Annotated in this window: 24 protein-coding genes; 23 read left to right on the top strand and 1 reads right to left on the bottom strand. The window is 51.3% G+C overall.

What is annotated here, in order from left to right; all coding sequences use genetic code 11:
* The first annotated feature begins 393 nt into the window (after positions 1–393).
* From NST84_RS20095 to NST84_RS20065, 7 genes are all read left to right on the top strand, one after another.
* A complete protein-coding gene (locus NST84_RS20095; RefSeq protein ID WP_342561927.1) occupies positions 394–1923 on the top strand; it encodes a PucR family transcriptional regulator ligand-binding domain-containing protein in 1530 nt (509 codons plus the stop codon).
* 265 nt (positions 1924–2188) lie between these two features.
* The gene (locus tag NST84_RS20090; RefSeq protein WP_342561926.1) at positions 2189–3199 is read left to right on the top strand and encodes an ABC transporter permease; all 1011 of its coding nucleotides are present in this window, start codon (positions 2189–2191) and stop codon (positions 3197–3199) included.
* A gap of 117 nt (positions 3200–3316) precedes the next feature.
* Positions 3317–4138, top strand: coding sequence for an ABC transporter permease (locus NST84_RS20085; protein WP_342566479.1), 822 nt, complete (start codon positions 3317–3319; stop codon positions 4136–4138).
* A gap of 87 nt (positions 4139–4225) precedes the next feature.
* Positions 4226–5827 carry an ABC transporter substrate-binding protein gene (locus tag NST84_RS20080; RefSeq protein ID WP_342561925.1) on the top strand — a complete coding sequence of 534 codons (1602 nt, stop codon included), beginning with the start codon at positions 4226–4228 and terminating at the stop codon, positions 5825–5827.
* 217 nt (positions 5828–6044) lie between these two features.
* A complete protein-coding gene (locus tag NST84_RS20075) occupies positions 6045–7325 on the top strand; it encodes an ArgE/DapE family deacylase (RefSeq protein WP_342561924.1) in 1281 nt (426 codons plus the stop codon).
* Between the two features lie 49 nt (positions 7326–7374).
* Positions 7375–8352, top strand: coding sequence for an ABC transporter ATP-binding protein (locus tag NST84_RS20070; RefSeq protein ID WP_342561923.1), 978 nt, complete (start codon positions 7375–7377; stop codon positions 8350–8352).
* A complete protein-coding gene (locus NST84_RS20065; RefSeq protein WP_342561922.1) occupies positions 8349–9311 on the top strand; it encodes a dipeptide ABC transporter ATP-binding protein in 963 nt (320 codons plus the stop codon). The genes NST84_RS20070 and NST84_RS20065 overlap by 4 nt, the downstream gene beginning before the upstream one ends.
* Positions 9312–9404: 93 nt before the next feature.
* Here NST84_RS20065 and NST84_RS20060 read toward each other — a convergent pair whose 3' ends face one another.
* Complete coding sequence (locus NST84_RS20060; protein ID WP_342561921.1) at positions 9405–10217, bottom strand: AraC family transcriptional regulator; 813 nt, start codon at positions 10215–10217, stop codon at positions 9405–9407.
* A gap of 151 nt (positions 10218–10368) precedes the next feature.
* Here NST84_RS20060 and NST84_RS20055 point away from each other — a divergent pair, with 151 nt between their 5' ends.
* The 16 genes from NST84_RS20055 to NST84_RS19980 all read left to right on the top strand — a co-directional run bounded on the left by NST84_RS20055 (position 10369) and on the right by NST84_RS19980 (position 24935).
* Positions 10369–14019, top strand: coding sequence for a glycosyl hydrolase 115 family protein (locus NST84_RS20055; RefSeq protein WP_342561920.1), 3651 nt, complete (start codon positions 10369–10371; stop codon positions 14017–14019).
* A gap of 263 nt (positions 14020–14282) precedes the next feature.
* On the top strand, positions 14283–15293 hold the full coding sequence (locus NST84_RS20050; protein ID WP_342561919.1) for an acyltransferase family protein: 1011 nt from the start codon (positions 14283–14285) through the stop codon (positions 15291–15293).
* A gap of 100 nt (positions 15294–15393) precedes the next feature.
* The gene (locus NST84_RS20045) at positions 15394–15819 is read left to right on the top strand and encodes a hypothetical protein (RefSeq protein WP_342561918.1); all 426 of its coding nucleotides are present in this window, start codon (positions 15394–15396) and stop codon (positions 15817–15819) included.
* 205 nt (positions 15820–16024) lie between these two features.
* On the top strand, positions 16025–17185 hold the full coding sequence (locus NST84_RS20040; protein ID WP_342566478.1) for a D-alanyl-D-alanine carboxypeptidase family protein: 1161 nt from the start codon (positions 16025–16027) through the stop codon (positions 17183–17185).
* Between the two features lie 173 nt (positions 17186–17358).
* On the top strand, positions 17359–17712 hold the full coding sequence (spoIIAA, locus tag NST84_RS20035; protein ID WP_042178445.1) for an anti-sigma F factor antagonist: 354 nt from the start codon (positions 17359–17361) through the stop codon (positions 17710–17712).
* Positions 17709–18164: an anti-sigma F factor gene (spoIIAB, locus tag NST84_RS20030; RefSeq protein ID WP_342561917.1), complete on the top strand. Its 456-nt coding sequence runs from the start codon at positions 17709–17711 to the stop codon at positions 18162–18164. The genes spoIIAA and spoIIAB overlap by 4 nt, the downstream gene beginning before the upstream one ends.
* An 11-nt stretch (positions 18165–18175) precedes the next feature.
* The gene (gene sigF / locus NST84_RS20025) at positions 18176–18931 is read left to right on the top strand and encodes an RNA polymerase sporulation sigma factor SigF (protein WP_039875115.1); all 756 of its coding nucleotides are present in this window, start codon (positions 18176–18178) and stop codon (positions 18929–18931) included.
* Positions 18932–19929: 998 nt separating this feature from the next.
* The gene (locus NST84_RS20020) at positions 19930–20349 is read left to right on the top strand and encodes a hypothetical protein (protein ID WP_342561916.1); all 420 of its coding nucleotides are present in this window, start codon (positions 19930–19932) and stop codon (positions 20347–20349) included.
* 28 nt (positions 20350–20377) lie between these two features.
* Positions 20378–20593, top strand: a complete 216-nt coding sequence (locus tag NST84_RS20015; RefSeq protein WP_342561915.1) for a hypothetical protein — start codon at positions 20378–20380, stop codon at positions 20591–20593.
* A gap of 31 nt (positions 20594–20624) precedes the next feature.
* Positions 20625–20882, top strand: a complete 258-nt coding sequence (locus NST84_RS20010; RefSeq protein WP_342561914.1) for a hypothetical protein — start codon at positions 20625–20627, stop codon at positions 20880–20882.
* A gap of 24 nt (positions 20883–20906) precedes the next feature.
* Positions 20907–21338: a hypothetical protein gene (locus NST84_RS20005; RefSeq protein WP_342561913.1), complete on the top strand. Its 432-nt coding sequence runs from the start codon at positions 20907–20909 to the stop codon at positions 21336–21338.
* Positions 21339–21812: 474 nt separating this feature from the next.
* Positions 21813–22391, top strand: coding sequence for a hypothetical protein (locus NST84_RS20000; RefSeq protein WP_342561912.1), 579 nt, complete (start codon positions 21813–21815; stop codon positions 22389–22391).
* Positions 22388–22879, top strand: coding sequence for a pentapeptide repeat-containing protein (locus NST84_RS19995; protein WP_342566477.1), 492 nt, complete (start codon positions 22388–22390; stop codon positions 22877–22879). Before NST84_RS20000 ends, NST84_RS19995 begins: the two co-directional genes overlap by 4 nt.
* Positions 22880–23154: 275 nt before the next feature.
* A complete protein-coding gene (locus NST84_RS19990) occupies positions 23155–23559 on the top strand; it encodes an Imm10 family immunity protein (RefSeq protein WP_342561911.1) in 405 nt (134 codons plus the stop codon).
* Complete coding sequence (locus tag NST84_RS19985) at positions 23556–24452, top strand: YxiJ family protein (protein ID WP_342561910.1); 897 nt, start codon at positions 23556–23558, stop codon at positions 24450–24452. Before NST84_RS19990 ends, NST84_RS19985 begins: the two co-directional genes overlap by 4 nt.
* Positions 24453–24500: 48 nt before the next feature.
* Positions 24501–24935, top strand: coding sequence for a hypothetical protein (locus tag NST84_RS19980; RefSeq protein ID WP_342561909.1), 435 nt, complete (start codon positions 24501–24503; stop codon positions 24933–24935).
* Positions 24936–25189 lie beyond the last annotated feature (254 nt).

The following is a 25189-nucleotide window of genomic DNA, read 5'->3' as shown; positions in this document are numbered from 1 at the left end:
ACAAAAATGCCTCTGAATCCGGCGAAACAGCCTAGCCGGGCGAAATGAGAGACAAAAATGCCTCTGAATCCGGCGAAACAGCCTAGCCGGACGAAATGAGAGACAAAAAAGCCTCTGAATCCGGTAAAATGGCCTAGCCGGGCAAAATAAAAGGCAAAAATCCCCCTGATCCCGCCAAAATCCCCCCGCCTCACTGACCTTTAGGCCAAAAACCTAACATGAAAAGTCCCCTCCCGGCAGACGACATGCCATCAAAGACAGGAAAATATAAGCATTTTGCTATATTTTCCTGTGGTAAACGGCTGATGTCTGATAAACTAACATGAGCAATTAACGCGGCATATTTCAGGAAATTTCATGAAATACTGTAGACAGCAGAGGGAGGCAGAAGCGTTGAAGACACGTGGAATTACTTTAAGAGAACTAATGCAGCTGTCCGTGCTTGGCAAAGCAAAGGTAATCAGCGGTGAGCAGGGGCTGGAACGGGTAGTCCGGTTTGTAGATATTATGGAGGTCCCTGACCTGAAGGGGTGGATCAGCGAGGGTGTTATGCTGCTGACTACCGCCTACTCGATCCGTCATGATCCATCGCTGCTGGCGGAGCTGATCTATACACTTGATAATCTGGGCGCAGCGGCACTGGCGATCAAGCCGGCCCGGTTCCTGAAGGAGATTCCGCAAAGCGCAATTGATGCCAGCAATGCCTGCGGTTTGCCGATTGTGGAAATTCCGCCGGAGATTCCCTATACGGACATTACTCAGCCAGTGACGGAGCTGCTGCTCGGCCGGCAGGCGATGCTGCTGCGCCGTGCGGAGGAAGTCTACCGCACACTGACGACGATGGTGCTGGAGAACAGCGGCATCCAGGCCGTGACAGACAATGTGGCGGAGTTTCTGAAGGCCCCGGTGGCGCTGGTCGATCCGGAGCGGAAGATTATCGTCTCCTCCCCGGCAGATTATGAATGGCAGCAGGAGTCGGTAGCGCTGAACTGGAGCATCCATGTGGACCGGCGCACGGTAGCCAAGCTGCTGGTTGATAAAGAGCAGCTGGACGATATGGAGGAGGTAGGAATCGAGCAGGCCCGGCTGGTATTTGCGCTGGAGCTGATGCGCAGAAAGGTCGCCGAGGATACGGAATTCAGGCTGCGCGGCAATTTCATCGATGAGCTGCTGACCCCGCCCCTGCCTGCGCGCCATGAGGTGGAGCGCCGGGCAAGACAGCTTGGGATGAACCCCGAGCATAAATGGGAGGTTGCCGTTATCGAAGGGGAGACTGCACCAAGTGAGGAGACAATAAACCGGCTGCTGGAACGGGAAGCAAAAAAGCGCGGCGTCACCCCTCATGCCGAGTACCGCTCCAGCCGGGCTGTACTGTTCCTGCCGACACCTGAAGCACGAAAGTCCGGCGGCAATCCCGCAAATGGGGAGGAATCCTGGTCCAAGACACTGGAAGGCTGGCTGCTGGATAAAAGCAACGGCCTCACGAATTACCGGACCGGCGTCGGTACACCGGAATACCTGTGGGACATCTATACCAGCTATAACGAGGCCCGTAAGGCACTGTCTGTCTCCAGACGGCTGGGTCAGGGTTCGGGCAGCGTCACCCGCTATGAGGAGATGGAGGTATACCATCTGCTGGAGGGGCTTAGCGGACCGGGATTTGAGCATCTGTTCGAGCGCAAGCTGGGCAAGCTGCTGCAATATGATCAGGAGCATGACAGCAATATGCTGTTGACTTTCTATCATTATCTGGAATGCCGGGGCAGTCTGATTGACACAGCCAACAGTCTCTACATTCACCGCAATTCGGTCAAATACCGGCTGGAGCGGATCCGCGACATTACCGGCTTTGACCTGAATGATCCCCGTGAGCAGTTTGTCTGCCATTTGTGCCTGATCTACTACTATCTGCAGGAAAAATAGGCGGGACTGGAATATTTACGGAAAACAATGTTAGATAAAGTGACGTTTACGCGTTGCAGTAGTGCACAACCGACAAACGGTTGTGCATTTTTTTAGTTAAACGGGACGTAGAGCAGGCGTTAAATTCTATGTAGAATTAGCACAACCACTAAGAACAACATTAAACAGCACAGTACCTGACATGGAGCTGCAGGTTCTGCCGTAAAGAAAAGGCTCAAAGCAGAGCAGCAAGGATGGTTACAGAAGCCGTAAGGGGGTTGATTCATTGTTTGCGTACACATTAAAAAGACTGGTGCAGATGATTCCGGCGCTGCTCGGCATAATCATCATCACCTTCATTCTCTCAAGAGTGCTGCCCGGGGATCCTGCCATTATGCTGGCCGGAGAACAGGCGCCCGAGGAGACAGTGAACAAAATCCGCCAGGATATGGGGCTGGACAAGCCGCTGTACATTCAGTTCTTTTCCTACATCGGACAGCTGTTCAAGGGGGATATCGGTTATGCGTATCACACCGGGCATTCGGTAGCCAGCGATCTGGCCTCACGTTTCCCGGCCACAATCGAACTGACACTGGCCAGCATTCTGATTGCGGTTCTGGTAGCTATCCCTGTCGGAATCGTGGCCGCTACCAAGAAGGAATCGATCCTGGACCATATTTCCCGGGTGTTCTCGCTGATCGGGGCCTGTGTACCGATCTTCTGGCTGGGACTCATGTTCATTTACATTTTTTATTCGATCCTCGGCTGGGCTCCGGCGCCGATGGGCCGGATCAGCGGTGATCTCAACCCGCCGGTGCATCTGACCGGATTGTACGTGCTGGACAGTATTCTGTCCGGAGATATCATTGCCCTCAAAAGCAGTCTGGCTCACCTGCTGCTCCCGGCGATCTGCCTGAGTACAGGCACCATGGCCATCGTAGCCCGCATGACCCGCTCGAGTATGCTGGAGGTGGTGGATCAGGATTTTGTCCGTACTGCACGGGCCAAAGGCTTACGGGAATCCGCTGTCGTGTACAAGCATGCACTGGTTAATGCACTGATCCCTACATTAACTGTACTCGGACTACAGTTCGGCTTTTTGATGGGCGGAGCGGTTATTACGGAGACGATCTTCTCCTGGCCGGGAATCGGCGGTTACGTTACAGATTCCATCCTGGCAGCGGATTATGCGCCGATTCAAGCCTTTACCCTGGTCAGTGCCGTGCTCTACTGCGGGATTAACCTGGCTGTCGATCTGATCTATGGCTTCATTGATCCGCGGATCCGCTATGAATAGTACCGTTTGTAAGAAAGGAGGAGATCTCTGTTGAGCACTGCAGCACATTCAGCACATCCGGCACAAGGCAAACCGGTCAGGCCGGAGGCTGCCGCCAAGCCCAAAACCTTATGGTCCCTGCTGCTGCGTAACCGGCTTGCCGCCCTCGGGCTAACCTTTATTTTCATCTGGACAGTCATTGCCATTATTGCCCCGTGGATTGCTCCGCATGATCCTTATGCGACTAATATGGCTAACAAGCTTCAGGCACCTTCGGCCAGCCACTGGTTCGGAACCGACAATTTCGGCCGTGATATTCTCAGCCGGGTGCTCTACGGAGCAAGAATCAGTATCTGGACCGGTCTGATTGCGGTCGGCATCTCCTTCATCATCGGTGTGCCGCTCGGCGGAATTGCCGCTTACTATGGCGGCCGCACGGGAACGATCATCATGCGTCTGATGGACATTCTGCTGTCCTTCCCGTCGCTGGTCCTGTCCATGGCAATTGCCGCATCGATCGGAGCAGGCCTGACCAGTGCAATGATCGCCGTCGGCATCGTCGGCATCCCGGAATTCGCCCGGCTAATGTTCGGGCAGACGGTTTCGCTCCGCGAGAAGGAATATATTGAAGCAAGCCGGGCAATCGGCGTGAAGAATACAGTCATCCTGTACCGCCACATTTTGCCCAATGCCCTTGCACCTCTTATGGTGCAGGCGACGCTCGGGATGGGCTTTGCCATTCTGACAGCCTCCAGTCTCAGCTTCCTCGGGCTTGGTGTGAAACCGCCGATTGCCGAGTGGGGCGCAATGATCTCCGAAGGACGGGAATACATCATTTCCGGGCAGTGGTGGCTGGTTACGTTTCCGGGATTGTCCATTGCCACTTCAATTTTAGGCTTTAACCTGCTGGGTGACGGATTCCGGGATGTGCTTGATCCAAGGCTGCGTTCGGGCAAATAAAGCGGGGCCGGGGAGAACCTTCCTCAGCTTACGCAGAATCCCGGTAAATATAAATTAGGCAGGATATAGAAAAGGGAGGAATTACTGATGAAAAGATTCAAACTGATGTCCACGCTCGTTGCTTTTTCTATCATGCTTGCCGGCTGCGCCAGCAGCGCCAACCCGACAAACCCCGCTTCTACAGCGGCTACAGGGAACACAGGAACAACAGCGGCTGCGGCCAAAAGCAACCTGACGGTTGCCTACTCCGAAGGCGGCACCACGCTTGACCCTGCGGAAGCCAACGACCTCACCTCCGACACACTTGTACTTGCTGCATACGATCAGCTGGTTACCTACGGCATAAAAACCGAAGGCGGCGCTAACATTGCCAACACTGAAGACATCCAGCCGATGCTGGCTGAGAGCTGGGAAGTATCGGATGACAATACCGTGTACACCTTTAAACTGAAGGAAGGCGTGACCTTCCAGAGCGGCAATCCGGTTAACGCCGAGGCGGTTGCTTACTCTTATGAGCGTGTGGCAAATTCTAGCTCCGGCAGCTTCCTTTATGGAATGGCTGCGATCAAATCCGTCAAAGTAGTGGATGACTCCACAGTTGAAATTACACTGACTAATGCCAATCATAATTTCCTGCAGATTATCGCCATGTATACCTTCTCCATCGTGGATCAGAAGACCGTAGAAGCGCAGGGCGCTGACTACCTCAAGACAAATGCAGCAGGCTCCGGCCCGTTCACACTTGAAAAATGGGACCCGGCAACGGAAGCCATTTTTACCGCTAACGAATCCTACTGGCAGGGTGCGCCAAGCCTCAGCAAGGTTACTATGAAATTCACCAAGGAAGCCTCCAACCGTGTGCTGCTGCTTGATAAGGGTGATGTGGACATGGCGATCGAGATTCCTCCTAAGGATGTAGCTTCCCTGGAGAGCAATACGGACCTGACTGTTGCTTCCAATGCAAGTAACCGGATTCTCTTCTTCGCCATGAATAACAACGTGAAGCCGTTTGACAATGAAAAGGTCCGCCAGGCAATCAACTATGCGATCCCTTACGATGAGCTGCTGAGCGGTGTTATGTATGGCCAAGCCAAACAAATGAAGAGCTCTGTAGCAAGCAACACGCCGGGCTTCACCGATGCAGGCTTCGTTTACGAGCACAATCTTGACAAAGCAAAAGAGCTTCTGACCGAAGCGGGTTATGCTGACGGCTTTACCTTTGACTTCACGCTGGGCTCCGGTTTTGACGACTGGGAAGATGATGCTGTACTGATTCAGGCTGAGCTGTCCAAAATCGGTGTAACGATGAACATCAACAAGCTGGCCCGTGCCCAGTTCCTGGAGCAGCAAAAAACGAACAATCTGACCTCCTATATCTCGAAATGGACATCTTTTGTTAATGACCCTGGCTACCACCTCGGCTTCCTGCTCTACGGCAAAGGTTCGTCCAACTACATCAACTACAGCAATGCCGAGGTAGACAAGCTGTGGGAAGAAGCGAACGTAGAGACAGATGCGGCCAAACGGACTGCACTCTACGAGCAGGCACAGGAGATCATTACAACTGAAGCGCCTTGGGCGTATCTGTACGAATATAACCGCATTGTCGGCATGAGCAATAAGATCAGCGGCTATGCGTTCTATCCGGATGAGGTTATCCGCTTCTACCCGCTGTCATTTGAACAATAAGCATTCCGGCTGATAAAAAAGAGCGGACGGGCCACAGGCTGCGGTCCAAATATAAGAAATGATATGTTTCACACGATAACTTATCCTTCTATTTCCCGCTGAAACGGTACCGTCCTATAAAGGACGGTACAGCCGTTTCTGCTTGCTCTATTTCAAAAATATAAACCTCTCTGGCCCCGAGTGCCAGCAAGGAGAACCTAAAGGAGCGTAACAGGCAATGACAGACTGGAAAAGCAAGATACTGCAGGCGATTGACGATGAGCAGGACCAGCTCCTGGAGCTATGCTCACAGCTGATCCGTTTCCCTTCAGAGAACCCGCCGGGCGATTCGCGCGACATCAGCGCTTTTATTATCAACTATTTAAAAGAGGCCGGCATTGACACCGCCATTCATCCGGCGACCGATACGATGCTGAACCTTGTGTCTACTTTGAGCTCAGGAGCAGAAGAGCCGTCCGGCAAAAATCTGATTTTCTGCGGACATACCGACGTTGTGCCTGCCGGTGACCTCTCCCGCTGGGACTTCGATCCGTTCTGCGGCGATATTGTTGACGGTTATCTGCTGGGACGCGGCGCTTCTGATATGAAAGCCGGGCTGGCCGGACTGATCTACGCGACCACGCTGCTGGCCAAGCTGGGTGTTCCGCTAAAAGGCGACCTGTCATTGCTGATCGTACCCGATGAGGAAACAGGCGGCCATCTGGGTGTGCCGTGGGTACTGGAGCGCGGGCTGATTACTGGCACGGCTGCAGTTATCGCCGAGCCGTCCGGTCCGCTGAACCCGACCATCGGGCAGAAGGGCAGCTGCTGGTTTGAATTCACCGTAGAAGGCACGCCGGGCCACGGCAGCCTGTCGCCGGTTGTCGGAGACAGCGCGATCGTCAAGGCTGCTAAAGGAATCGAGGCGCTGCAGCGCCTGTGGGACATCAAGCCGGATATTCCGGAGGAAGTCAAAGAAATCATCCGCATCTCGCAGGATTATGTGAAGCAGCGTGAAGAGTACGGAGCGGTTGCTTACCAGGTGTTCGATCACGTAACGGTAAACATCGGAACGATTCAGGGCGGAACCAAGGTGAACGTTGTAGCTGACCGCTGCACGATCCAGGTTGATTCCCGCGTGCCGTTTGGTGTGGATTACCGTGATGTGCTGGACCGTGCCCGCTCCCTTCTGCTTGAAGCAGGTATCGAGTCCGAGGTAAAAGGCTTCGGCTTCCAGGGCAACGCCAACTGGACGGCTCCTGAGGAGCCGGTTGTAAGCGACCTGGTGGAGAGCATCTGCGAAGTCAGCGGCGAAGAAGCCTACGGCGTGCTGCAATGGGCATCCAGCGATGCGCGCCATTTCCGGACCCATAACATTCCGGTGCTGCAATACGGCCCGGCCGAGCTGTCCACCATCCATAACTTCAATGAAAAAGCGCCGGTCTGGCAGATCATCCAGTGCGCAAAGGTTTATGCACTCACTGCGCTCAAATATTTGGGCGTGGAAGAAAGCAAATAATAGCGGAATTTTAATATAAGCGAGATAAAGAAATAAAGGAGGGGCAATCATGGCAGAACTGCTGGAAGTATCAGGGCTATGCACCGAGTTCAAAACAGCGGCGGGTACAATCCGCGCGGTGGACGGCATCAGTCTGTCAGTGCGCAAAGGGGAGACACTGGGCATTGTCGGTGAATCCGGCTGCGGCAAAAGCATCACCTCGCTGTCGATCATGCAGCTTCTGCCCAAGCGGATCAGCCGGATTGCTTCCGGCCAGATCCGTTTTGAGGGCAAGGATATGCTGGAGATGCCGGCCAAAGAGGTGCGCGGTATCCGCGGCAACCGGATTGCGATGATTTTTCAGGAGCCGATGACCTCGCTCAATCCGGTGTTCAAGATCGGACGGCAGATTTCCGAGTCGGCCCGTTATCATCTGAAGTTGGGTAAGAAGGAAGCAAATGAGCGGGCGATTGACATGCTGCGCAAGGTCGGCATCCCCCGTCCGGAAAAAATTGCCGAACAGTATGCCCACCAGCTCTCCGGCGGGATGCGCCAGCGCGTAATGATCGCGATGGCAATGGTCTGTAGCCCCCAGCTGCTGATTGCAGATGAGCCGACGACGGCGCTCGACGTAACGATCCAGGCGCAGATTCTCGATCTGATGCGAGAGCTGCAGGAGAAGGAAGGCATGTCCATCCTGATGATCACCCATGACCTCGGCGTCGTTGCCGAGATGTGCGACCGGGTTGTCATTATGTATGCCGGCCAGATTGTCGAGGAGACGGATGTCGCTACCCTTTACAGTAATCCGCTGCATCCGTATACCCGGGGGCTGCTGGCTTCACTGCCTCAGCTTGCCGGAGACAGCGACCGTCTGACCTCAATTCCCGGCCAGGTGCCGAACCCGGCCAACCTGCCGGCAGGCTGCCGGTTTGCGCCGCGCTGTCCGGTGGCGGTTGACCGTTGCCGGGTAGAACGTCCGGAGCTGGTAGAAATCCAGCCAGGCCACACTTGCCGGTGTCTTTTGCAGGAGGAGGGAGTCCTATGAGCACATTACTTGAGGTCCGCAATCTGAAAAAGCATTACCCGATCCGCAAAGGCTTCTTCTCGAAGCAGGTCGGCGCTGTCAAAGCGGTGGACGGGATTACATTATCCGTCGAGCAGGGCGAAACGCTGGCGGTTGTCGGCGAGTCCGGCTGCGGCAAGTCCACCACCGGCCGGGCGATCCTGCGCTTGATTGAACCGACTGAAGGAGAGATTATGTTTAACGGTACGGATGTGCGCAGCCTGAACACAGAGCAGCTGCGACGCTTCCGGACCGATATGCAAATGGTATTCCAGGACCCTTATGCTTCGCTTGACCCGCGCTGGACTGTCCAGCGTATCCTGGAGGAACCACTGCGGACCCATGGTTCCGCGTCCTCCGGCGAGCTGAAAAGCCGGGTCGAACAGCTGATGGAGGTGGTGGGCCTGTCCCCCTATCAGGCTCACCGCTTTCCCCATGAATTCTCCGGCGGCCAGCGGCAGCGGATCGGGATTGCCCGGGCGCTTGCGCTGAATCCGAAATTCATTGTCTGCGACGAGCCGGTATCGGCGCTGGATGTATCCATCCAGGCCCAGGTGCTGAATCTGATGCAGGATCTGCAGGAGCAGTATGGCCTTACTTATATGTTCATTTCCCATGACCTGTCGGTCGTGAAATTTATCAGCGACCGCGTAGCGGTAATGTATCTTGGCCGGGTTGTCGAGCTGGCACCGACCCAAGATCTTTTTGCCAAGCCGCTGCATCCCTACACGCAGGCGCTGATGTCCGCTGTCCCTGTGCCGAATCCGGCCCAGAAAAAGCAGCGGATCGTCCTGACCGGCGATGTGCCGAACCCGGAGACGCCGCCAACCGGCTGTGCCTTCCACCCACGCTGTCCCTATGCCATGGACAGATGCAGGTCGGAGGCGCCGGCGCTGCGCACGCTGGACACCGGACATCAGGTGTCCTGCCACTTGTATTAACCGGCCGGGCCATACAACAGGCCGGTCACAACAAAGAGAGCAGCTTTTCTTCCCGCCAGGGGAGAGGGCTGCTCTCTTTTTCCATACAAGCTGTTACAACGCCGTCCTCCGGAATTCGCTTGGCGTTACGTTCAGCGCCTGCTTGAAGGTTTTGCAGAAATACATGGATGAATTAAAACCGCAGGCCAGCCCGATTTCCAGAATCGAGCGGTCGGTATTAACGAGCATATTGCAGGCATGCTGGATTCTGATGTTATTAATATAATGAACAAGGGTAAGCCCGGTCGCTTCCTTAAAGATGTGACACAGATAGTATTTGGAGATGTAGAACTGCCCGGCAATCTCTTCGATTTTGCGGATGGCAGCATAATTCTGGTTGATGTAAGAGAGGATCAGATCGATCTGATCGGGTGAGGCGGTGGTCTGCGCGGTTCTTGGCGTGCTTTTACTCTGGTTCAGAATATCCAGTATTTCAGCCAGATAGATAAAAATCCGGTTGCTGTTATCCGCGACATTCTCTTTTTCCAGCAGGATCAGGAGCTTTTTGACCCGCGGAAACAGCTCCCTGTCAATCGATATGACACCTCTGTCGAAGCAGCCCAGCAGAGAGGTGATGGCTTTTTCCGTAAAATACATCCGCAGAAACCGGTCTGTGAAATAGATGCAGGTTCTGGCGCAGCCGTTATTCCGGTAGCTCTGGTGAAACAGATTGGGCTTGAACAGCGCCGTATCATGTACCGCCAGCGTCAGCATGGAGTCATTGATCAGCATATTATGATGACCCTCTTCCAGAATGTACAGCTCATAGCAGTTATGGTAATGAACATTAGGCATCCGGTGCCCGGCGTCATGCTTCATATATTCAATATAGAATAAAGGATGCGGAACAAACAGATCTGCGCCCATGGATATAACCTCCGTCTTTTATAGCAATATAGTATAACAAACAGCGATAAAAGCAACATAATAAAAGATAGTTGTTATATCTTGAGGTATAGTTAACCCACAGAAAGCAGGCAGCCCACCGTGCCGCCAGCAAATAGGAGGCTAATATACTTTGAATACTATCCATGCAGCAGACCAGCGTATTGAGCTGTTTACAGGCAGCAAGCCGTTACATATCTATGTGTCTGATCAGGAAAATAGTGCAGTACAGATCGCCGCAGCCAACCTGATTACGGACATCGGGCGGGTCTTCGGCTGTAAAGCGGTTCTATCGGCTGAGATTCATGAATGCGCCATCATTATTGCTACACTGGAGAAGAACGGGCAGGTTCCTGCTGCTGTGCAGAAGGCAGAGCTGCCCCTAGAGCAGTTAAAAAGTGAAGCGGGAGTCTGGCGCTGGGAAGCCTTTCTCCAGCAGGCTGTGGATGGTGTGTTCTACATTGTGGGTACAGACCGCCGGGGCACAATCTTCGGCATCTATGACCTGTGTGAGGCGATCGGCGTATCCCCTTGGCATTACTGGGGGGATGTCCCGGCTAAAACCAAAGACTCGTATAGTATACCGGCAGATTTCAGCAAAGCAGACTGGCCGTCTGTGCAGTACCGGGGTATTTTCCTCAACGATGAAGAGGAGCTGGACGACTGGGCCAGGCTGCATACGCCAGACGGGACGATCGGGCCGGTGGCCTACAGCCATATTTTCGAGCTGCTGCTCCGCCTGAAGGCGAACTATATCTGGCCGGCGATGCATGTCAATTATTTCAACGGCAATCCGGAGAACGGCGCGCTGGCTGAACGGATGGGCATTGTTGTCGGCACCTCCCACTGTGATATGCTGCTGCGCAGCAACCAGAATGAGTGGACGCCTTGGCTTGAAAGTAAAGGCTACACAGATGCCGAATACGATTATTCGATTGAAGGGCGGAATCGGGAGATTCTGCTGGAATACTGGCGGGAAAGCATCGAGCAGAACCGGAATTACGAGGTTTGTTTCACGATGGGGATGCGGGGCATTCATGATTCCGGCTTTCATACCCGGGCTATTGATGAGGATGATTCCCTGAGTAAGGAGCAGAAGAAGGAGGCCAAGGTCAAGCTGCTCGGACAGGTGGTCCGAGATCAGCGGCGGCTGCTTATAGACGTACTGGGTGAGGAAAAAGGGCTGGCAGCGCTGCAGACCTTCGTCCCCTATAAAGAGGTACTTTCACTGTATGATCAGGGGCTGGAGTTGCCGGAGGATTTGACTCTGATCTGGGCGAACGATAATTTCGGCCATATGCGGCGTTATCCTTCGGTAGCCGAACGCAGCCGCAGCGGCGGGAACGGATTGTACTTTCATAACTCATACTGGGCTGCTGGAGGTACAGGTATGAGCTACTTATTTATCAATTCCATCCCGCTGGCGCAGACGGGCAATGAGCTGAAGAAATCCTGGGAGTCAGGCATCCGCAAGGTGTGGGTGCTGAATGTCGGCGGATTGAAGCCGGTGGAGCAGGATCTGGAGTATTTTGTGCGGTACGGCTGGGAAGCAGGGAAAACGGAGGGTATTACCAAGGACCCGCAGATGTTCACAGAGCACTGGATCAACGCCAAGTTCACCGGCGGACACGGGGCAGAAGCTGCGAAGCTGTACACAGCCTTTGCCCAGGCGACCAATGTGCGCAAAATTGAGCATATGCAGCCAGGCGTGTTCTCGCAGACGGCTTACGGGGATGAAGCCGGCCGCAGGCTGATGCTGCTGGAGGATCTGTACAGACGGGGCAATGCCATACTGGACAGTCTGCCTGAGGAGGAGCGCGCCGCCTTCTTCCAGCTGTTCCTGATGAAAGTCCATGCTTCCTACTATACCAATCATGAGTTTTATTATGCCGACCGCAGCGTGCTGTCCTATGAACGGGGAAACATGCAGGCGGCTGACCGGTATACGGAGTTATCGGCGGAGATGCTGGACAATAAGCGGCGGATGCTGCATTTTTACGACCGGAAGCTGAGCGGCGGCAAATGGGAAGGCATGCTGACTCCGGAGAGCTTCCCGCCTCCGCCGACAGCGCTCTATCCGGTGCGTAAGCCTGCGCTGCAGATTTCGGGAAGCGGCCTGCGTGCTGATCTCTGGAACGGGGAGGAAACGCTGCGCTTCTCGGTCTATGGACGGCGGGAGAAGTGGATTGAGCTGGGCAACCAGGGAGCGGGCAGTATTCCGTATACCCTTGAGGTTCAGGAGGGGGCGGACTGGATCGACTTATCCGAGACGGAAGGGACACTGCAGACCGAGCAGCGGATTCTGGTTACGGTACAGGAGCCCGCAGCCCATGCCGGCAAACGCGGACTCATCGTCATCCGTGATCACAGAAACGGCGCTGTCATCTCTGTTAAGGTGGAGGTTGAAGCCGCTCCGGCCGTTCCGGAGGGCTTCGCCGGATATATTGAAGCAGACGGCTATGTATCTATTCCGGCTAAGGGCTATCAGCACAGCTTGGATGCAACGAACGACGCCGGGGCTGTTCAGTCGGCTTGGTTAACGGTGCCGGGCATGGCCCGGTACGAGGGAGCTGCGCTGATGGCCTGGCATCCGGCCGGGCAGCCGCCGGAAGGGGCGCTGCAGAACAATGCCTCCGTTGGGTATGACCTTTACGTCGAGCAGGGCGGAGAATATGTTCTGGAAGTCCACCGCTTCCTGACGCTGAATTCCACAGGCCGCATCCGTTTCGGCGTAGGCATAGATGACGGAGAGCCAATGCTGGTGGAATCGGAAACGAATGACGAATGGAAGGGCAGCTGGCAGCAGAGCATTATGGATAACGGGGAAAAGCTGCTGGTGAAGCTCCCGTGTATCACGGCTGGCACCCATTCGCTCAAGCTGTACACCGCGGATAATTATGTAACAATTTCCAAGCTGGTACTATATACGAGTGATAGAGTTGAATCTAATCTGGGTCCGGCCATCAGCGCTCTGGGGCATGAAACAGCTACCGATTACGGCGCGGAGAGTCCGCAGGTAGACTGGAAAGAAGTAGAGGCGCTATGCAGCGGGTTTTACAGTACGCAGAAGGAAGAGGTAACACTGCCATCGGTCCTGTACGCGGACAGAGCCTTTTTCGGGGAGCGGTTTGATCTGATCTTCGAGAAGTGCCAGCCTAAGCCGCAGACGGAGCTGGGAAGTGCACGTTATGATGACCTTTGGAAGCGTACGGATGAAAAGAAGGTTATCGACGCTTTCGGTTCCGGCAGCTTTACAGAGCAGGACGGCGTTATCGCCCTTGAGGCTGAATACGCCTTGGAGAACTCTGCCAATGCATACCTGACGCCTGCCGCAGACAATAGCACCCTTACCTGGAGCCACCTGCAGGCTGAGACGAACGGCAGAACAGGCTTCGCGATGCACGTAGCTGATGCGGGACTGAAGTGGGAAGAGCCTGCTGCCGCGCCTGGCATGCATTACCGGATCAACGTACAGACAGCAGGAGTATATCACGCATGGCTGCTGATCAGACATCACAACTTCCAGTCTGATTCCTGTTATCTGGCGCTTGACGGCAATGTGCAGCCTTTGTCCGAGCAGTTCGGCGGCGGAAGGATTCACACCTACAATACCGCTCAAGTATATTACTGGTGTGCAATCTCCGACCTGAAGATCAGCTCCGGCGAGCATGTGCTGTCCATCCTGGCCTGTGAATCCCAGCTCCGGATAGACCGGATTTATCTGACCGCAGGAGATGAGCTTCCGCCGGCAGATGCCCGGTGGCAGGATTCGGTTAGACAATAAGAGGATTAATGGTGCCCTTTCGCTTCCGCACAGGAAGATGGAGGGGCTTTTTTGTTGAGTGATTTATGACAAACAGCAGATATAAACGGAAAAGTCCCGGTTCTAGGCTCAACGCCTTATTTTTCGCATATATACAACGTTGTTATCTGAATTTATCTTTCTGAAACATCCTGAAATATTTCATTAAAATTTGAACAAGCGATATAACCATTCTATAATTATATTAAAAATAAAACTGGATTGGGAGGAGTTGGAAGGGAAAAGTGGAAAAACGACGTGAGTTATGGATTGATGCCGCCAAGGGCTTCAGCATTATTTTTGTAGTGATGGGCCATTCCGGCGATGCCGCTGCGAATCATTATTTGTCCTGGTTCCGGATGCCGCTGTTTTTTCTGCTGAGCGGTCTGGTGTTTAAGCCGATCCTGCCTGAGCGGTATACCAGCTGGGCGGTTAAGCGGACGAAGGGTCTAATGACGCCTTATTTTGCCTACGGGTTGTTGATTGCGGCCGGAATGCTGCTGTATAGCCTCAATTTCACCGGGTTCCTCGAAAATATCGCCAGGCTGCTCTACGGGGGACTGTCCTTGACCGGGCCTTACGGGGTATTCTGGTTTATCACCTGTCTCCTGTTCACGCAGCTGCTCTTTGGATACATTGTCAGGTACAGCCGCCGCACCCAATTCCTTCTGATCGCCTCCGCTTACCTTCTGTCCCATCTGATCGCTCTGACGCCGCTAAAAACCTTCAACCTCCCCTGGAACATCGACGTTGCCCTGCTTGCGGTTACCTATTATGCGATCGGATTTTACGGTAAAAAAGCCATTCCTGCACTGATCAGCCGTGCTTACGTGCTCTTGCTGCTGCTGCCGATGTGTGCATTTGTGTTATGGCTGGAACGCAGCGGATACATCAGCTACAGCCTTGACATGAAGTATAAGGAGTACGATGCGCTGCTGCTTGATCTGGCGGTCCCGCTGCTAATCTCACTAACCATTTGTGCTGTCGTATATCAGCTGTCCAAACGGCTGCCGCTGGGCTTCATGGGCAGGCTTGGACGCAACACGATTGCCATTATGTATCTGCATCTGCCGCTGAACTACAGCCTCAAAGTGCTGCTCGGTGCAGATTACGGTCTGATCCCGTTTACTCTGGTCGGTGTAATGCTGCCGCTGCTGGCAGCCAAATGGGCGGGACGGTATCCGCAGGTGTCCAGGCTCTATCTGGGACGGGGCAGCAGCCCGCCGGCAGTACAATACGGTGCTGCCCGCAGATGACGCTGTCAAATATTTAGGCAAATCTATCAATAGATGTGCACAAGCTCTTTTTCATAGTCTTCATATACTGAAGCATACCTATGAAAAGGAGTGATAGATTGTGGTAAAAACACTTTTGGACTACAATGCTCATGTCGTTACCCCCATTACTAACGGAGTTTCCATCCCGGTTCCGATTTCTCCTGCTGGTGTACAGATTGCCGGAGTAGGAGTGTATATCGATCCGGCGGTTCCGGCACATTTTCCGAACAAGGTTGAACTCAAGGCAACAATCGGTGTGAATGTACTGCTGGATACGCCGAACATCCTTGTGCGCATCTGGCGTGCAGGCAAGGAAATTTTTTACGCGCGTGCCGAATATGAGGATTTCTTCAATGACGACGGGATTATCTCTCTGCACATGGTAGATGTCAACGTGCCGGCCGGTACGCAAAACTATCAGCTGATTGTTGAGAACCAGGATACTAACTCTACTGCAACTGTGGTTGGACCGGTTATTTTCAGCGCAATGGCTATAGGGGGCTAACCCGTCCCGTATGTGATGAATAAACAGCAAAGAGGCTTTCTCTGCAGAATCCGTGAGGATGCAGGGAAGGCCTTTTTTGTGCGGATAAATGGAATAATTTCCTGCCTTTATGGCCACACTGGAATACAGTACCTGTGAAATGAAGGTAATGTTCAGGAGGGGAACTATTTTGAGGAAAATACGTGTATTGACGCTTGTGCTGTGTATGGCTGTTTCCGTACTGGGGGCGGCTGCGGGAGCATCGGCAGAGGAAAAAGCTAAAAGTACCGGCAATACCTCTGCTGCTGCTGATCTTGCTCCGAATGCGCGTTCCGCCATCCTGATGGATGCGGGCACCGGCACAATCATTTACGAAAAAAACAGTCACGACAAGCTGCCGCCGGCCAGTATCACCAAAATCATGACAATGCTCCTGACGGTGGAGGCGCTGGATGAAGGACGTCTGCAATTGACCGACATGGTGCGGACCAGTGAATATGCGGCTTCAATGGGCGGTTCGCAGATCTTCCTGGAGCCCGGCGAAGAAATGAGCGTTGACGAGATGCTCAAGGGCATCGCGATGGCCTCCGGTAATGATGCCTCTGTGGCGATGGCGGAGAAGCTTGCCGGGTCGGAGAGCGCTTTTGTCGACATGATGAACAGCAAAGCGGAAGAGCTGGGCCTGAAGGATACTCACTTTGCCAACTGTAACGGGCTGCCTGCGGAGAACCATTATTCATCCGCTCATGACATTGCCGTCATCAGCCGCGAGCTGCTGAAGCATGAACGGATCATCAAATACACCGGCTCCTACCAGGACTATCTGCGCAAGGATACGGAGAAGCCGTTCTGGCTGGTCAATACGAACAAGCTGGTACGCTTTTATACCGGCGCTGACGGCCTGAAGACCGGATATACGTCTGAAGCCAAGTTCTGCCTCTCGGCCACTGCGTCCAGAGACGGACTGCGCGCCGTTGCCGTGGTGCTGGGTGAACCGAACACCAAGACACGCAACAGCGAGGTGTCGGGCATGTTCGACTATCTCTTTTCCCAGTACAAGGTGCACACCATCTACAAATCCGGAGATGCCATCGGCACCCTGAAGATTGAAAAAGGCGTGAAAAAAGAGCTGCCGATCACTGCCAAGGAAACGTACAGCGTGCTGCTCAAAAAAGGCATTACCCAGGAAGGCATCCGTAACGAAGTGGTGCTGCAGGATAACATCAAGGCACCGGTCGCTGCAGATCAGACCATCGGCAAGCTGGTTGTCTACCAGGGCACGAGTGTCATCAAGGAATATGAGCTGAAGGCAGGCGAAGAAGTGCCGAAGGCCGGCTTCTGGAAGCTGTTCAAGCGTACGGCGGGCTCGCTGTTTACGATTGATTGATATAGCGTATATTTTGTAGATTCCCCCTGTGACTTCTGTAGATTCATAGGGGTTTTCTTCTAGTTTTGTCGTGAGGCAGGAATCACTCTTTGCGATGTAGAAAACCTTGTCCTTGTAGGGGAAAGAAGTCGTTACAGGGCGGTTTGAAAGCAACGAAGAGGAGAGTGGCAAGTATGAATTCCCATGTGGAGATGGAGCATCACCGGAGTGTGCTGGTTGTCCGTTTGTACGGAGAGCTGGATCATCACGCAGCCGATTATGTTCGGATGGAAATGGATGAAGCGATTATGCGGGGCCAGGTCGAGCATCTGATTCTCAGCCTGAAGGAGCTGCAGTTCATGGACAGCTCCGGTCTCGGTGTTATTCTTGGAAGGTACAAGCTGATCCGCAGCAAGGGCGGCAAAATGGCAGTCTGTGATGCCACAGCACCCGTGAAGCGGCTGCTGGAAATGTCGGGCCTGTTCAAAATCATGTCCCTATATGACGACGAGAGTGCAGCGCTCTCGGATTTGGAGGTTGCGTTATGACAAAGAGTGAAGCTGGTAACTTCATGAGTGTCCAGTTTGCCGCCCTCTCGGAGAACGAATCGTTCGCGCGTGTTGTCGTAGCGGCCTTCGTCTCGCGGCTTGATCCGACCATGGATGAACTGAATGACTTGAAGACAGTCGTGTCGGAAGCGGTCACCAACTGCATTATTCACGGCTATGACAGCAATCCGGAAGGGATTGTCAGCATCTCGGCGAGAATTGAGCATGAAACCGTACATCTGACCATTGAGGATCAGGGCAACGGGATTGAGGATCTGGAGCTGGCGCAGCAGCCGCTGTATACGTCCAAGCCGGAGCTGGAACGGTCGGGAATGGGCTTTACCATTATGGAGAACTTCATGGATGGTTTCGAAGTGACCAGCGAGCCGGGCCGGGGCACCTCCATCTCTATGAAGAAAACAATCGTCTCCAAAAAAGCTTTATACAATTAGGGGTTGGAGCCATGGAAGCAGAGTCAAAAAAAGCTCCGCCGACCTATTTGGACGATGCGGAGGTCAAACGTCTTATCGCGCTCAGTCAGGCCGGGGATAACCTGGCCCGTGACACGCTCGTAAGCTGCAACATCCGGCTCGTCTGGTCGGTGGTGCAGCGGTTTATGAACCGCGGTTACGAGCCGGATGATTTATTCCAGATCGGTTGTATCGGACTGCTCAAGTCCGTCGACAAATTCGACCTCAGCTATGAGGTCAAGTTCTCCACCTATGCCGTGCCGATGATCATCGGCGAGATCCAGCGCTTCCTGCGCGACGACGGAACCCTGAAGGTCAGCCGCTCCCTTAAGGAGATGGCCAACAAGGTGCGCAAGATGAAGGACGAGATGTCCAAAACGCTGGACCGCCTGCCGACCATCGGCGAGGTTGCGGAGGCGCTTGGTGTAACACCGGAAGAAATCGTGTTTGCCCAGGAGGCGAACAAGCCGCCGACCTCGATCCACGAGACCGTCTTCGAGAACGACGGCGACCCGATCACCCTGATCGACCAGATCGCCGACGAGTCGCAGGAGCGCTGGTTCGACAAGCTGGCGCTGAGCGAAGCCATCGGCGCGCTCACCGAACGCGAGCGCCTGATCGTCTACCTGCGCTACTACCGCGACCAGACCCAGTCCGAAGTCGCCAGCCGCCTTGGCATCTCGCAGGTGCAGGTATCAAGACTGGAGAAGAAGATCCTCGCGAACATCCGGGAGCAGATTGCTCAGTAGTGGTGTGGCGGGGTGAGGGTTGTACCAGGAACAAATGCAAAAAGTGAAAGTGAGTGCAGGGTTGGGAACGTGTGTACAGGTGAATATTATGCGCGTAACAACCTGAGATCGAGCGTAAAGTAGTAGGAAAGCGCTAGACTGAGCGGGTAAGGAAAAGAGTAACAAGTAGTTGGAAAGGCCGAGTGCGTTTACGTCAAGGGCAGAAGTGAGCGCCAATGGCGGGGCAGTCGGGATGAGAGCAGCAAGTAGTGTGAGTAGTGAGAGTAACGAATAAGTGTAAAAGCCGAGTGCGTTTAGGTCAAGGGCAGAAATGAGCGCCAATGCCGGGCAGTCGGGATGAGAGTAGCAAGTAGTGTAAGTGGTGAGAGTAACCAGTAATTAGAATGGCCGAGTGCGTTTAGGTCAAGGGCAGAAGTGAGCGCCAATGGCGGGCAGTCGGGATGAGAGTAGTAAGTAGCGTAAGTAGTGAGAGTAACCAGTTATTGAAAAGCCGAGTGCACTTTATGGTGCTTGGGGCAGAGTATGGAGAATGATGTGACGGGTGCAGTATACGGTATGGTTTAAACCGCCTCGGGAGGGGCGGTTTTTTTGCTTTTGGTGCGTAGGATGGGAGTCTGTGCTGTCGGTTACGCGCTTTAGTAACTGATTCGACGCGGTATCCGGGCTGCATCCGGGCTGATTTGGCTACTCCAGTAGCTGAGGCAGATGACGGAGGTGGCTAACGGACCGTACAGCCCTTATTTTTACTCTGGGGCACCTTTCAGAATTCTAACGGACCCCAGCGCCGTTATTTCCTCCCAAACAGACGTTTTTGGCGTAAATCACCGCAGATAAGAGTATCTGAGTCCGTTAGATTCCCCAAAGGTGGATTTTAGCGAAAATAAGATCATCTGAGTCCGTTAGAGCTGTATTATTTGCGGATACGGTATTATGATTCAAGTAGTGGCGATGATATGCTATGCAAACCTTAAGTAAATAACTTGCAGGAAGCCTGAAATTTGCTACTGAACCAACTAATGAAGAGCTATATAAAAGGTGTTAATACAAGCGATCCCGTCCAGCAAGTCGCACCCCATTGGTTTTCTTTCACACTATGGGAGGATTGTGTATTACTCGAGAACAGTCTACAGAATGAAAAGTTACCGGTGAGTTTTAGCGCAACGCGTTACGATGACCGGACTTCACTGGAAGCAGATATCAACCATCTCCATATGAATACACTATTTACGCAGGAAGTAACGCCGGTATCTCTACTTCAATCAGAGTATCCTGAAAGAAGTTTTCATTTAATATTGTCATATGATGGCGAGGAAGTTGTGATAAGGTTTTATAACTTGAGAGAACATGAATTGCCATGGATAGATATTGATGATTTGGAGAATTTCAAACTAGAAGGTGTGCTGGTGAAGGTTATTTAAAGAAATTGCTTTCTCGGTAGAGGTAAGGATGGATGCCCAAGAGTATCAAAGAATGGTGTACCAGCAGATCATTATCCTGGACTACAAAGTGCCAGACCATCTTCGAGAATTTGCCGGCTATTTATCATTTTATGGCCCAGATTGGGAGGACGAGGCAGCTGGTATTATTCAATTTTTAGGCGAGGGGAAGATAAGTGAAGCGATAGAAGTTGCTTTGGGGGTGGATTATGATAAACATAATTAATATGCGGGTTTGGAATAAACAAAGGCGCATAATGAAGGAAACGGAAACTAAAATAATCTCACTGCTTAAAGAACTGAACTACAAAGAAGTAATAATCAATAATACCGTTGTTTATACATCTGAAGGGAAGTATCTAAAACTAACTTTTATTAGTGGGTTAAAATCATTCGTTTTAGAATATGCGGACAGTTATGACGAAGCCGAGAAGAACCTTTTTGAAGATGCTGATTTGTTCCCGTTAACAATGGATGAAGCTGAGCTGATATTGGAGATACAACGCAATTATTAACTCTTAATCGGGGGTGGCACAGAGTTGATCAATATTGTAATGAATGAAACTTCAATCAAAATGAGCAACCGGAACTCTATTACCGGAGATATCTATTTTCAAATGGGAGATTCTTTTTTTCCTGAATTGAACTGGAATGATTTTATTGTGGTTATTTTGTCTTGGTGGAATAAATCAATACATTTGCTCGAAGCTTCAGCCATCGGGAGTTCGCAGGACTTTGATTTTATGGATGGCCCCTTCTATGTACATGTAGTGAAAAAAGATAGCTTACACCTCTCATTAAATTTCACTCAAAGTAAAAGAACTGGTTCGGAGGTTATAGCGTCCATGGACACTGAATTTGCTCAATTAAAAACATCAATAGCAGACGCTTCAAGAAAAGTGCTGAAGGAGTTGTATGGTAGAGACTGGGTGACAGAAGATGTAATAGAGTTGGAAAAAGAAATCAAATAACGGGTTCTTTCAAGGGTTGCCTGAATAATTAGGATTGGATAGGGTCGGACGAGGTGCAAAGATGCCACATGACAACTTAAATCTTTTTTGCAAAATATATTTGGACACTGATCTTGATAGAGCTATCATATTGTCTGATATTAGCAGAGTTATTGGAGGCCAACCGGGGCCGTATTCGAGTTTAGTCCATGGGATTTGTGATCTCGATGTAATTAGAAATGATTATTTCCATGAGCAGAGAAGGAAAGTGGCCCCTGACGGATTTTTGTTCTCAAAATATTTAGTCGAGATCGAACCGAGTAAAGGTGTGCGCACAGAAACATACATTACTACAATATCACTTCTGCTCGAAGGATTATGGAATAGAGGTTATAAGGCAGTGGCCTCGTGTGATTTTGAGGAACTGCTGATTAACAGAGGGGGTTACAGCCAAGAACCGGATTGACCATATACAACAACATCCCGGAGGAACCCATGATGCTGATGAACTTCAACGACCTTGGCAGTTATCGGAGTGCCCGAGTTTGGCTGGATGAACTCCCATTTGCCCCGTACCCAGTGAAGGAGAGGATCGAGCGCGCTTTTCCTTTGATAAACTATACATGTAAAAAGCATTCCATACTCACAGTAGAGCTCGTGCTAGCTGCCCGGATGATTAGTAATTATGCCTGTATTGGAATTTCATATTTTCCGTCTGATGCTGGCGAACTGGTAGTTCAAGCCGGGATCGGCTGCAACGATGATGAGATCATTGAAGATGTGATTGCCTTACAGCCAGAGGTAGTCAGACGCGGAATTCCGCAGGAATATATTGCTGCAATGCTCGATGAAATACATATGTTATCTAAAGATCCGTCTTATCTGCTGCCATCTGGAACGATTGCGATTCATACCGGGGCCCATGGCGAAGTTGGATCAAGTCCGGTGAGCTTCCGGCAGACGATGCGTGTGCTTTTGCGGCTTTTAACACTGGATAATAAAACTTATAAGTTAGTGCAAGAGACTATTGCGGATGAACTCGGCAGAGTGAGTCAAAGGAGGAGGGGAACATAGTAAAAATACATACATTAGCTAACGAAAATCCAATTATCGTAAATGCAGACTCACTTGTTGAAGCAAACTTAGATGGCTATGATTTACACAGGGCGATTTTGAACAATTACGATTTAATGAGATCGAGTCTTCGTAAAACAAGTTTAAGAAATGCTGATCTTGACGGCGCCAACCTTTCACAAGCGGATCTTTTTGAGGCCTCACTGATTATGTGTGAAATGAGCAATGCGGTTTTGGACGGTGCCAACTTAATGAATACAACATGTCACTACACTGTCTTCAAAAATGCAAGTTTGATAAAAGCAGATTTAACCGGCGCAGATGTTAGAGATGCTGATTTTCAAGGTACGATGCTGTTTGGCGCTGTACTCAGATGTATTGAGTTAGATTGTGCGAGCCTGCAAGGAGCTTTTTTCGATGAATTGACTATTTGGCCTGAGGGATTTGACCCGTTACAGCAAGGTGCTATTTATAAAAAGAACCTCTAATGCGCCGGAACAACTACACGAGCTGGTACAAGAATGTGCTGCTTTTATCAGAAAAAGGCTGGAAACGGAGCCGAATCATTAATTTAATGTTGTTATATCAGAGCAGTGTACCCCGGAAACGGAGAAACGCTGCTCTTTTTATGCATACTTACACCCTCATTCACCCTATTCTGACTATAAATCCGTCCAAGAGAAGGGTTATCCTGTATGGATGTTGAAATTATTTACAATGACATTTTTAGTTGAATAAACTGGGAACCCGGGAGGCAGATAGGATGAGCACATTTACTGGGAATTTTATTTATGCACAGGTTGATGATGAGAATGATGTTCTAATGATAGGCTTCGCTGATGATCAGTTTGACCCTCAAGCGTATATCCTTCTCCAAAAAACCATGCACCCGGATGAGCAGGACCTGGCGCTGGGTTTTGATAAAATCCATATTACTTACAACGATGAATCACAATCGCAGTATGGCGGAATCGAAAAAGTGTTGCTTAAAGCAGGCTCAATCGAAATATATCTGGACGAAGAAGCTGTTGAAGCTTTGGACTGTGAAGCATCAGCGGTACGGGTTAATTTTGATCCGGGGACGCTTAAATTAGAAGAACGTAGGGACTTAATTGAGCAGATGTTTGGAGAGTTGCTCGAAATAGACGCTGAAGCGGGGCTGCTATGATCTACTTGCTGCTGTATTCAGACGGTCAACAATGGTACTTTGAAGCAGATGAAGAGGGCGTAGTCTATAGACAAATGCTTTTGGAAGAGGGCAAGGCGAGCAGGATTTCTAATGTGAAAAAAGATGTTTTTTTCCTGGCTGAGGGAGAATTGTCTTTGGACGATCCTGAACTGGAGCCTATCCCCAAAGCTGCATTCGAGGCAGTCTGGGATGAACTAACTAAAGAGCAGCTGCCGGATTGGCTCGAAACCAAACGTACCTTTACACAGGGCACCACAATATTTGGCTATCTAGAAGTGCTATATCCGCATGGAGTTATTGTAAGCATACCGGATACTAAAGCCCTTGGACTTGCCAACTATGACGAATGTGCTGCACACTCGAGGAACCACAGTATACATAAAGGCTTGTTAGTTGAAGCAACTGTCAGCGGATATGATGAGGTTAATGGCTGGCTTTTACTGGAGGAGCCGCGTGTATGGGGATTTAGAGAGGAGTCCGGTATGACAGACCAATCAGCAGCTAGTAAAGAACTGGCACTGCTCTATAAAACGTTACATCGCTCTTTTCCTTTTCATGACTCAGCACGTCTAAAGGAGGATTTTGCAGAAGCCTTTGCACATTTAAAAGAGGGATGGTTTGACGGAGACTTTAGTGAATATTGTGCACTAATCGCCGGAACGGTCAGTTATGTTATGCATAGCTCCATTCCCGAGATTCCTGTGAGGCAGCTGAAGCTTTTGCAAAAAAGCTTTTTTGAGCGCTATCCGGCGTATGCTTTTATACAGCCAAGCTTGTCTGATTATCCGGCGATTTCTGCCGAACTGGAGGATCATGAACGTGCCAGGGAGATGCTGCTTTGTCTGATACAAGAGATCCATGATGAGGCATAACTTACCTGAAAAAGGAGGCAGAGAGCTCTGAATTTAAAAGCACCCACGATGCAAAAGCTGATCTCACTAAGTGTTATTCTCGTTCTGCTTCTTGGTATTTCACTGTACTCCGGGTATTCCTCGGGCCATGCCGAGATTAGCTATAGGACAGATATTAAACCCATTCGTGAGCGGTTCCCCAATCTGACAGGCATTGATAAAGTCTATTGGAGCGGGAGCACCGTTGGCGGTGATTTTGGGCCGACTAATTATTCGATGAGAGGGTATGTGTTTTTGAGCCGGGCGGAAGCGGCAGCATTAAAACAGAACTATACATGGGAGCACGAGCGGATCACTCCACAACTGCAGTATGATTTTAAAGGCAGGCCGCCGCATTGGAGCAGCAGTGATGATTTTGATGCCTATATCAAAAGCTCCAGCTACATAGGCCATTTTTATTTTGATCAGAAGCGGGATGTTCTTTATTTTGATGTGGAGAGGTAGTTTTAAGAGGGATTACAAACAGGGCAGGAGTAACGGAGGTGAGAGGAATTAAGGAGAGGCTTAAATATTATGTTCCTGTTTATTCTTTTGGATATTGCCTATCCATATGGGTCACAGGTGTTCCTCATTGGTATTACCTGCTTCCGTTCAAACTAATTGCGTTATGTTTAATGATAATTGCAGGAAACAGTATGTACAATATCTCCGTTAAAAAGATGCCCCATCACATAGCTAAACTTCTTGTCTTAAAATAC

The sequence above is a fragment of the Paenibacillus sp. FSL R7-0345 genome (assembly GCF_038595055.1).
Classification (GTDB): Bacteria; Bacillota; Bacilli; order Paenibacillales; family Paenibacillaceae; genus Paenibacillus_AQ.
This window is presented reverse-complemented; position numbering and strand designations above follow the sequence as displayed.

What these genes read in the sequence shown, in the direction of transcription:
- NST84_RS20080 (WP_342561925.1), top strand. Translation starts at nt 4,226, where the DNA reads ATGAAAAGATTCAAACTGATGTCCACGCTCGTTGCTTTTTCTATCATG.
- NST84_RS20075 (WP_342561924.1), top strand. Translation starts at nt 6,045, where the DNA reads ATGACAGACTGGAAAAGCAAGATACTGCAGGCGATTGACGATGAGCAG.
- NST84_RS20070 (WP_342561923.1), top strand. Translation starts at nt 7,375, where the DNA reads ATGGCAGAACTGCTGGAAGTATCAGGGCTATGCACCGAGTTCAAAACA.
- NST84_RS20065 (WP_342561922.1), top strand. Translation starts at nt 8,349, where the DNA reads ATGAGCACATTACTTGAGGTCCGCAATCTGAAAAAGCATTACCCGATC.
- NST84_RS20060 (WP_342561921.1), bottom strand. Translation starts at nt 10,217, where the DNA reads ATGGGCGCAGATCTGTTTGTTCCGCATCCTTTATTCTATATTGAATAT.
- NST84_RS20040 (WP_342566478.1), top strand. Translation starts at nt 16,025, where the DNA reads ATGGCTGTTTCCGTACTGGGGGCGGCTGCGGGAGCATCGGCAGAGGAA.
- spoIIAA (WP_042178445.1), top strand. Translation starts at nt 17,359, where the DNA reads ATGAATTCCCATGTGGAGATGGAGCATCACCGGAGTGTGCTGGTTGTC.
- spoIIAB (WP_342561917.1), top strand. Translation starts at nt 17,709, where the DNA reads ATGACAAAGAGTGAAGCTGGTAACTTCATGAGTGTCCAGTTTGCCGCC.
- sigF (WP_039875115.1), top strand. Translation starts at nt 18,176, where the DNA reads ATGGAAGCAGAGTCAAAAAAAGCTCCGCCGACCTATTTGGACGATGCG.
- NST84_RS20015 (WP_342561915.1), top strand. Translation starts at nt 20,378, where the DNA reads ATGGATGCCCAAGAGTATCAAAGAATGGTGTACCAGCAGATCATTATC.
- NST84_RS20010 (WP_342561914.1), top strand. Translation starts at nt 20,625, where the DNA reads ATGAAGGAAACGGAAACTAAAATAATCTCACTGCTTAAAGAACTGAAC.
- NST84_RS20000 (WP_342561912.1), top strand. Translation starts at nt 21,813, where the DNA reads ATGATGCTGATGAACTTCAACGACCTTGGCAGTTATCGGAGTGCCCGA.
- NST84_RS19990 (WP_342561911.1), top strand. Translation starts at nt 23,155, where the DNA reads ATGAGCACATTTACTGGGAATTTTATTTATGCACAGGTTGATGATGAG.
- NST84_RS19985 (WP_342561910.1), top strand. Translation starts at nt 23,556, where the DNA reads ATGATCTACTTGCTGCTGTATTCAGACGGTCAACAATGGTACTTTGAA.
- NST84_RS19980 (WP_342561909.1), top strand. Translation starts at nt 24,501, where the DNA reads ATGCAAAAGCTGATCTCACTAAGTGTTATTCTCGTTCTGCTTCTTGGT.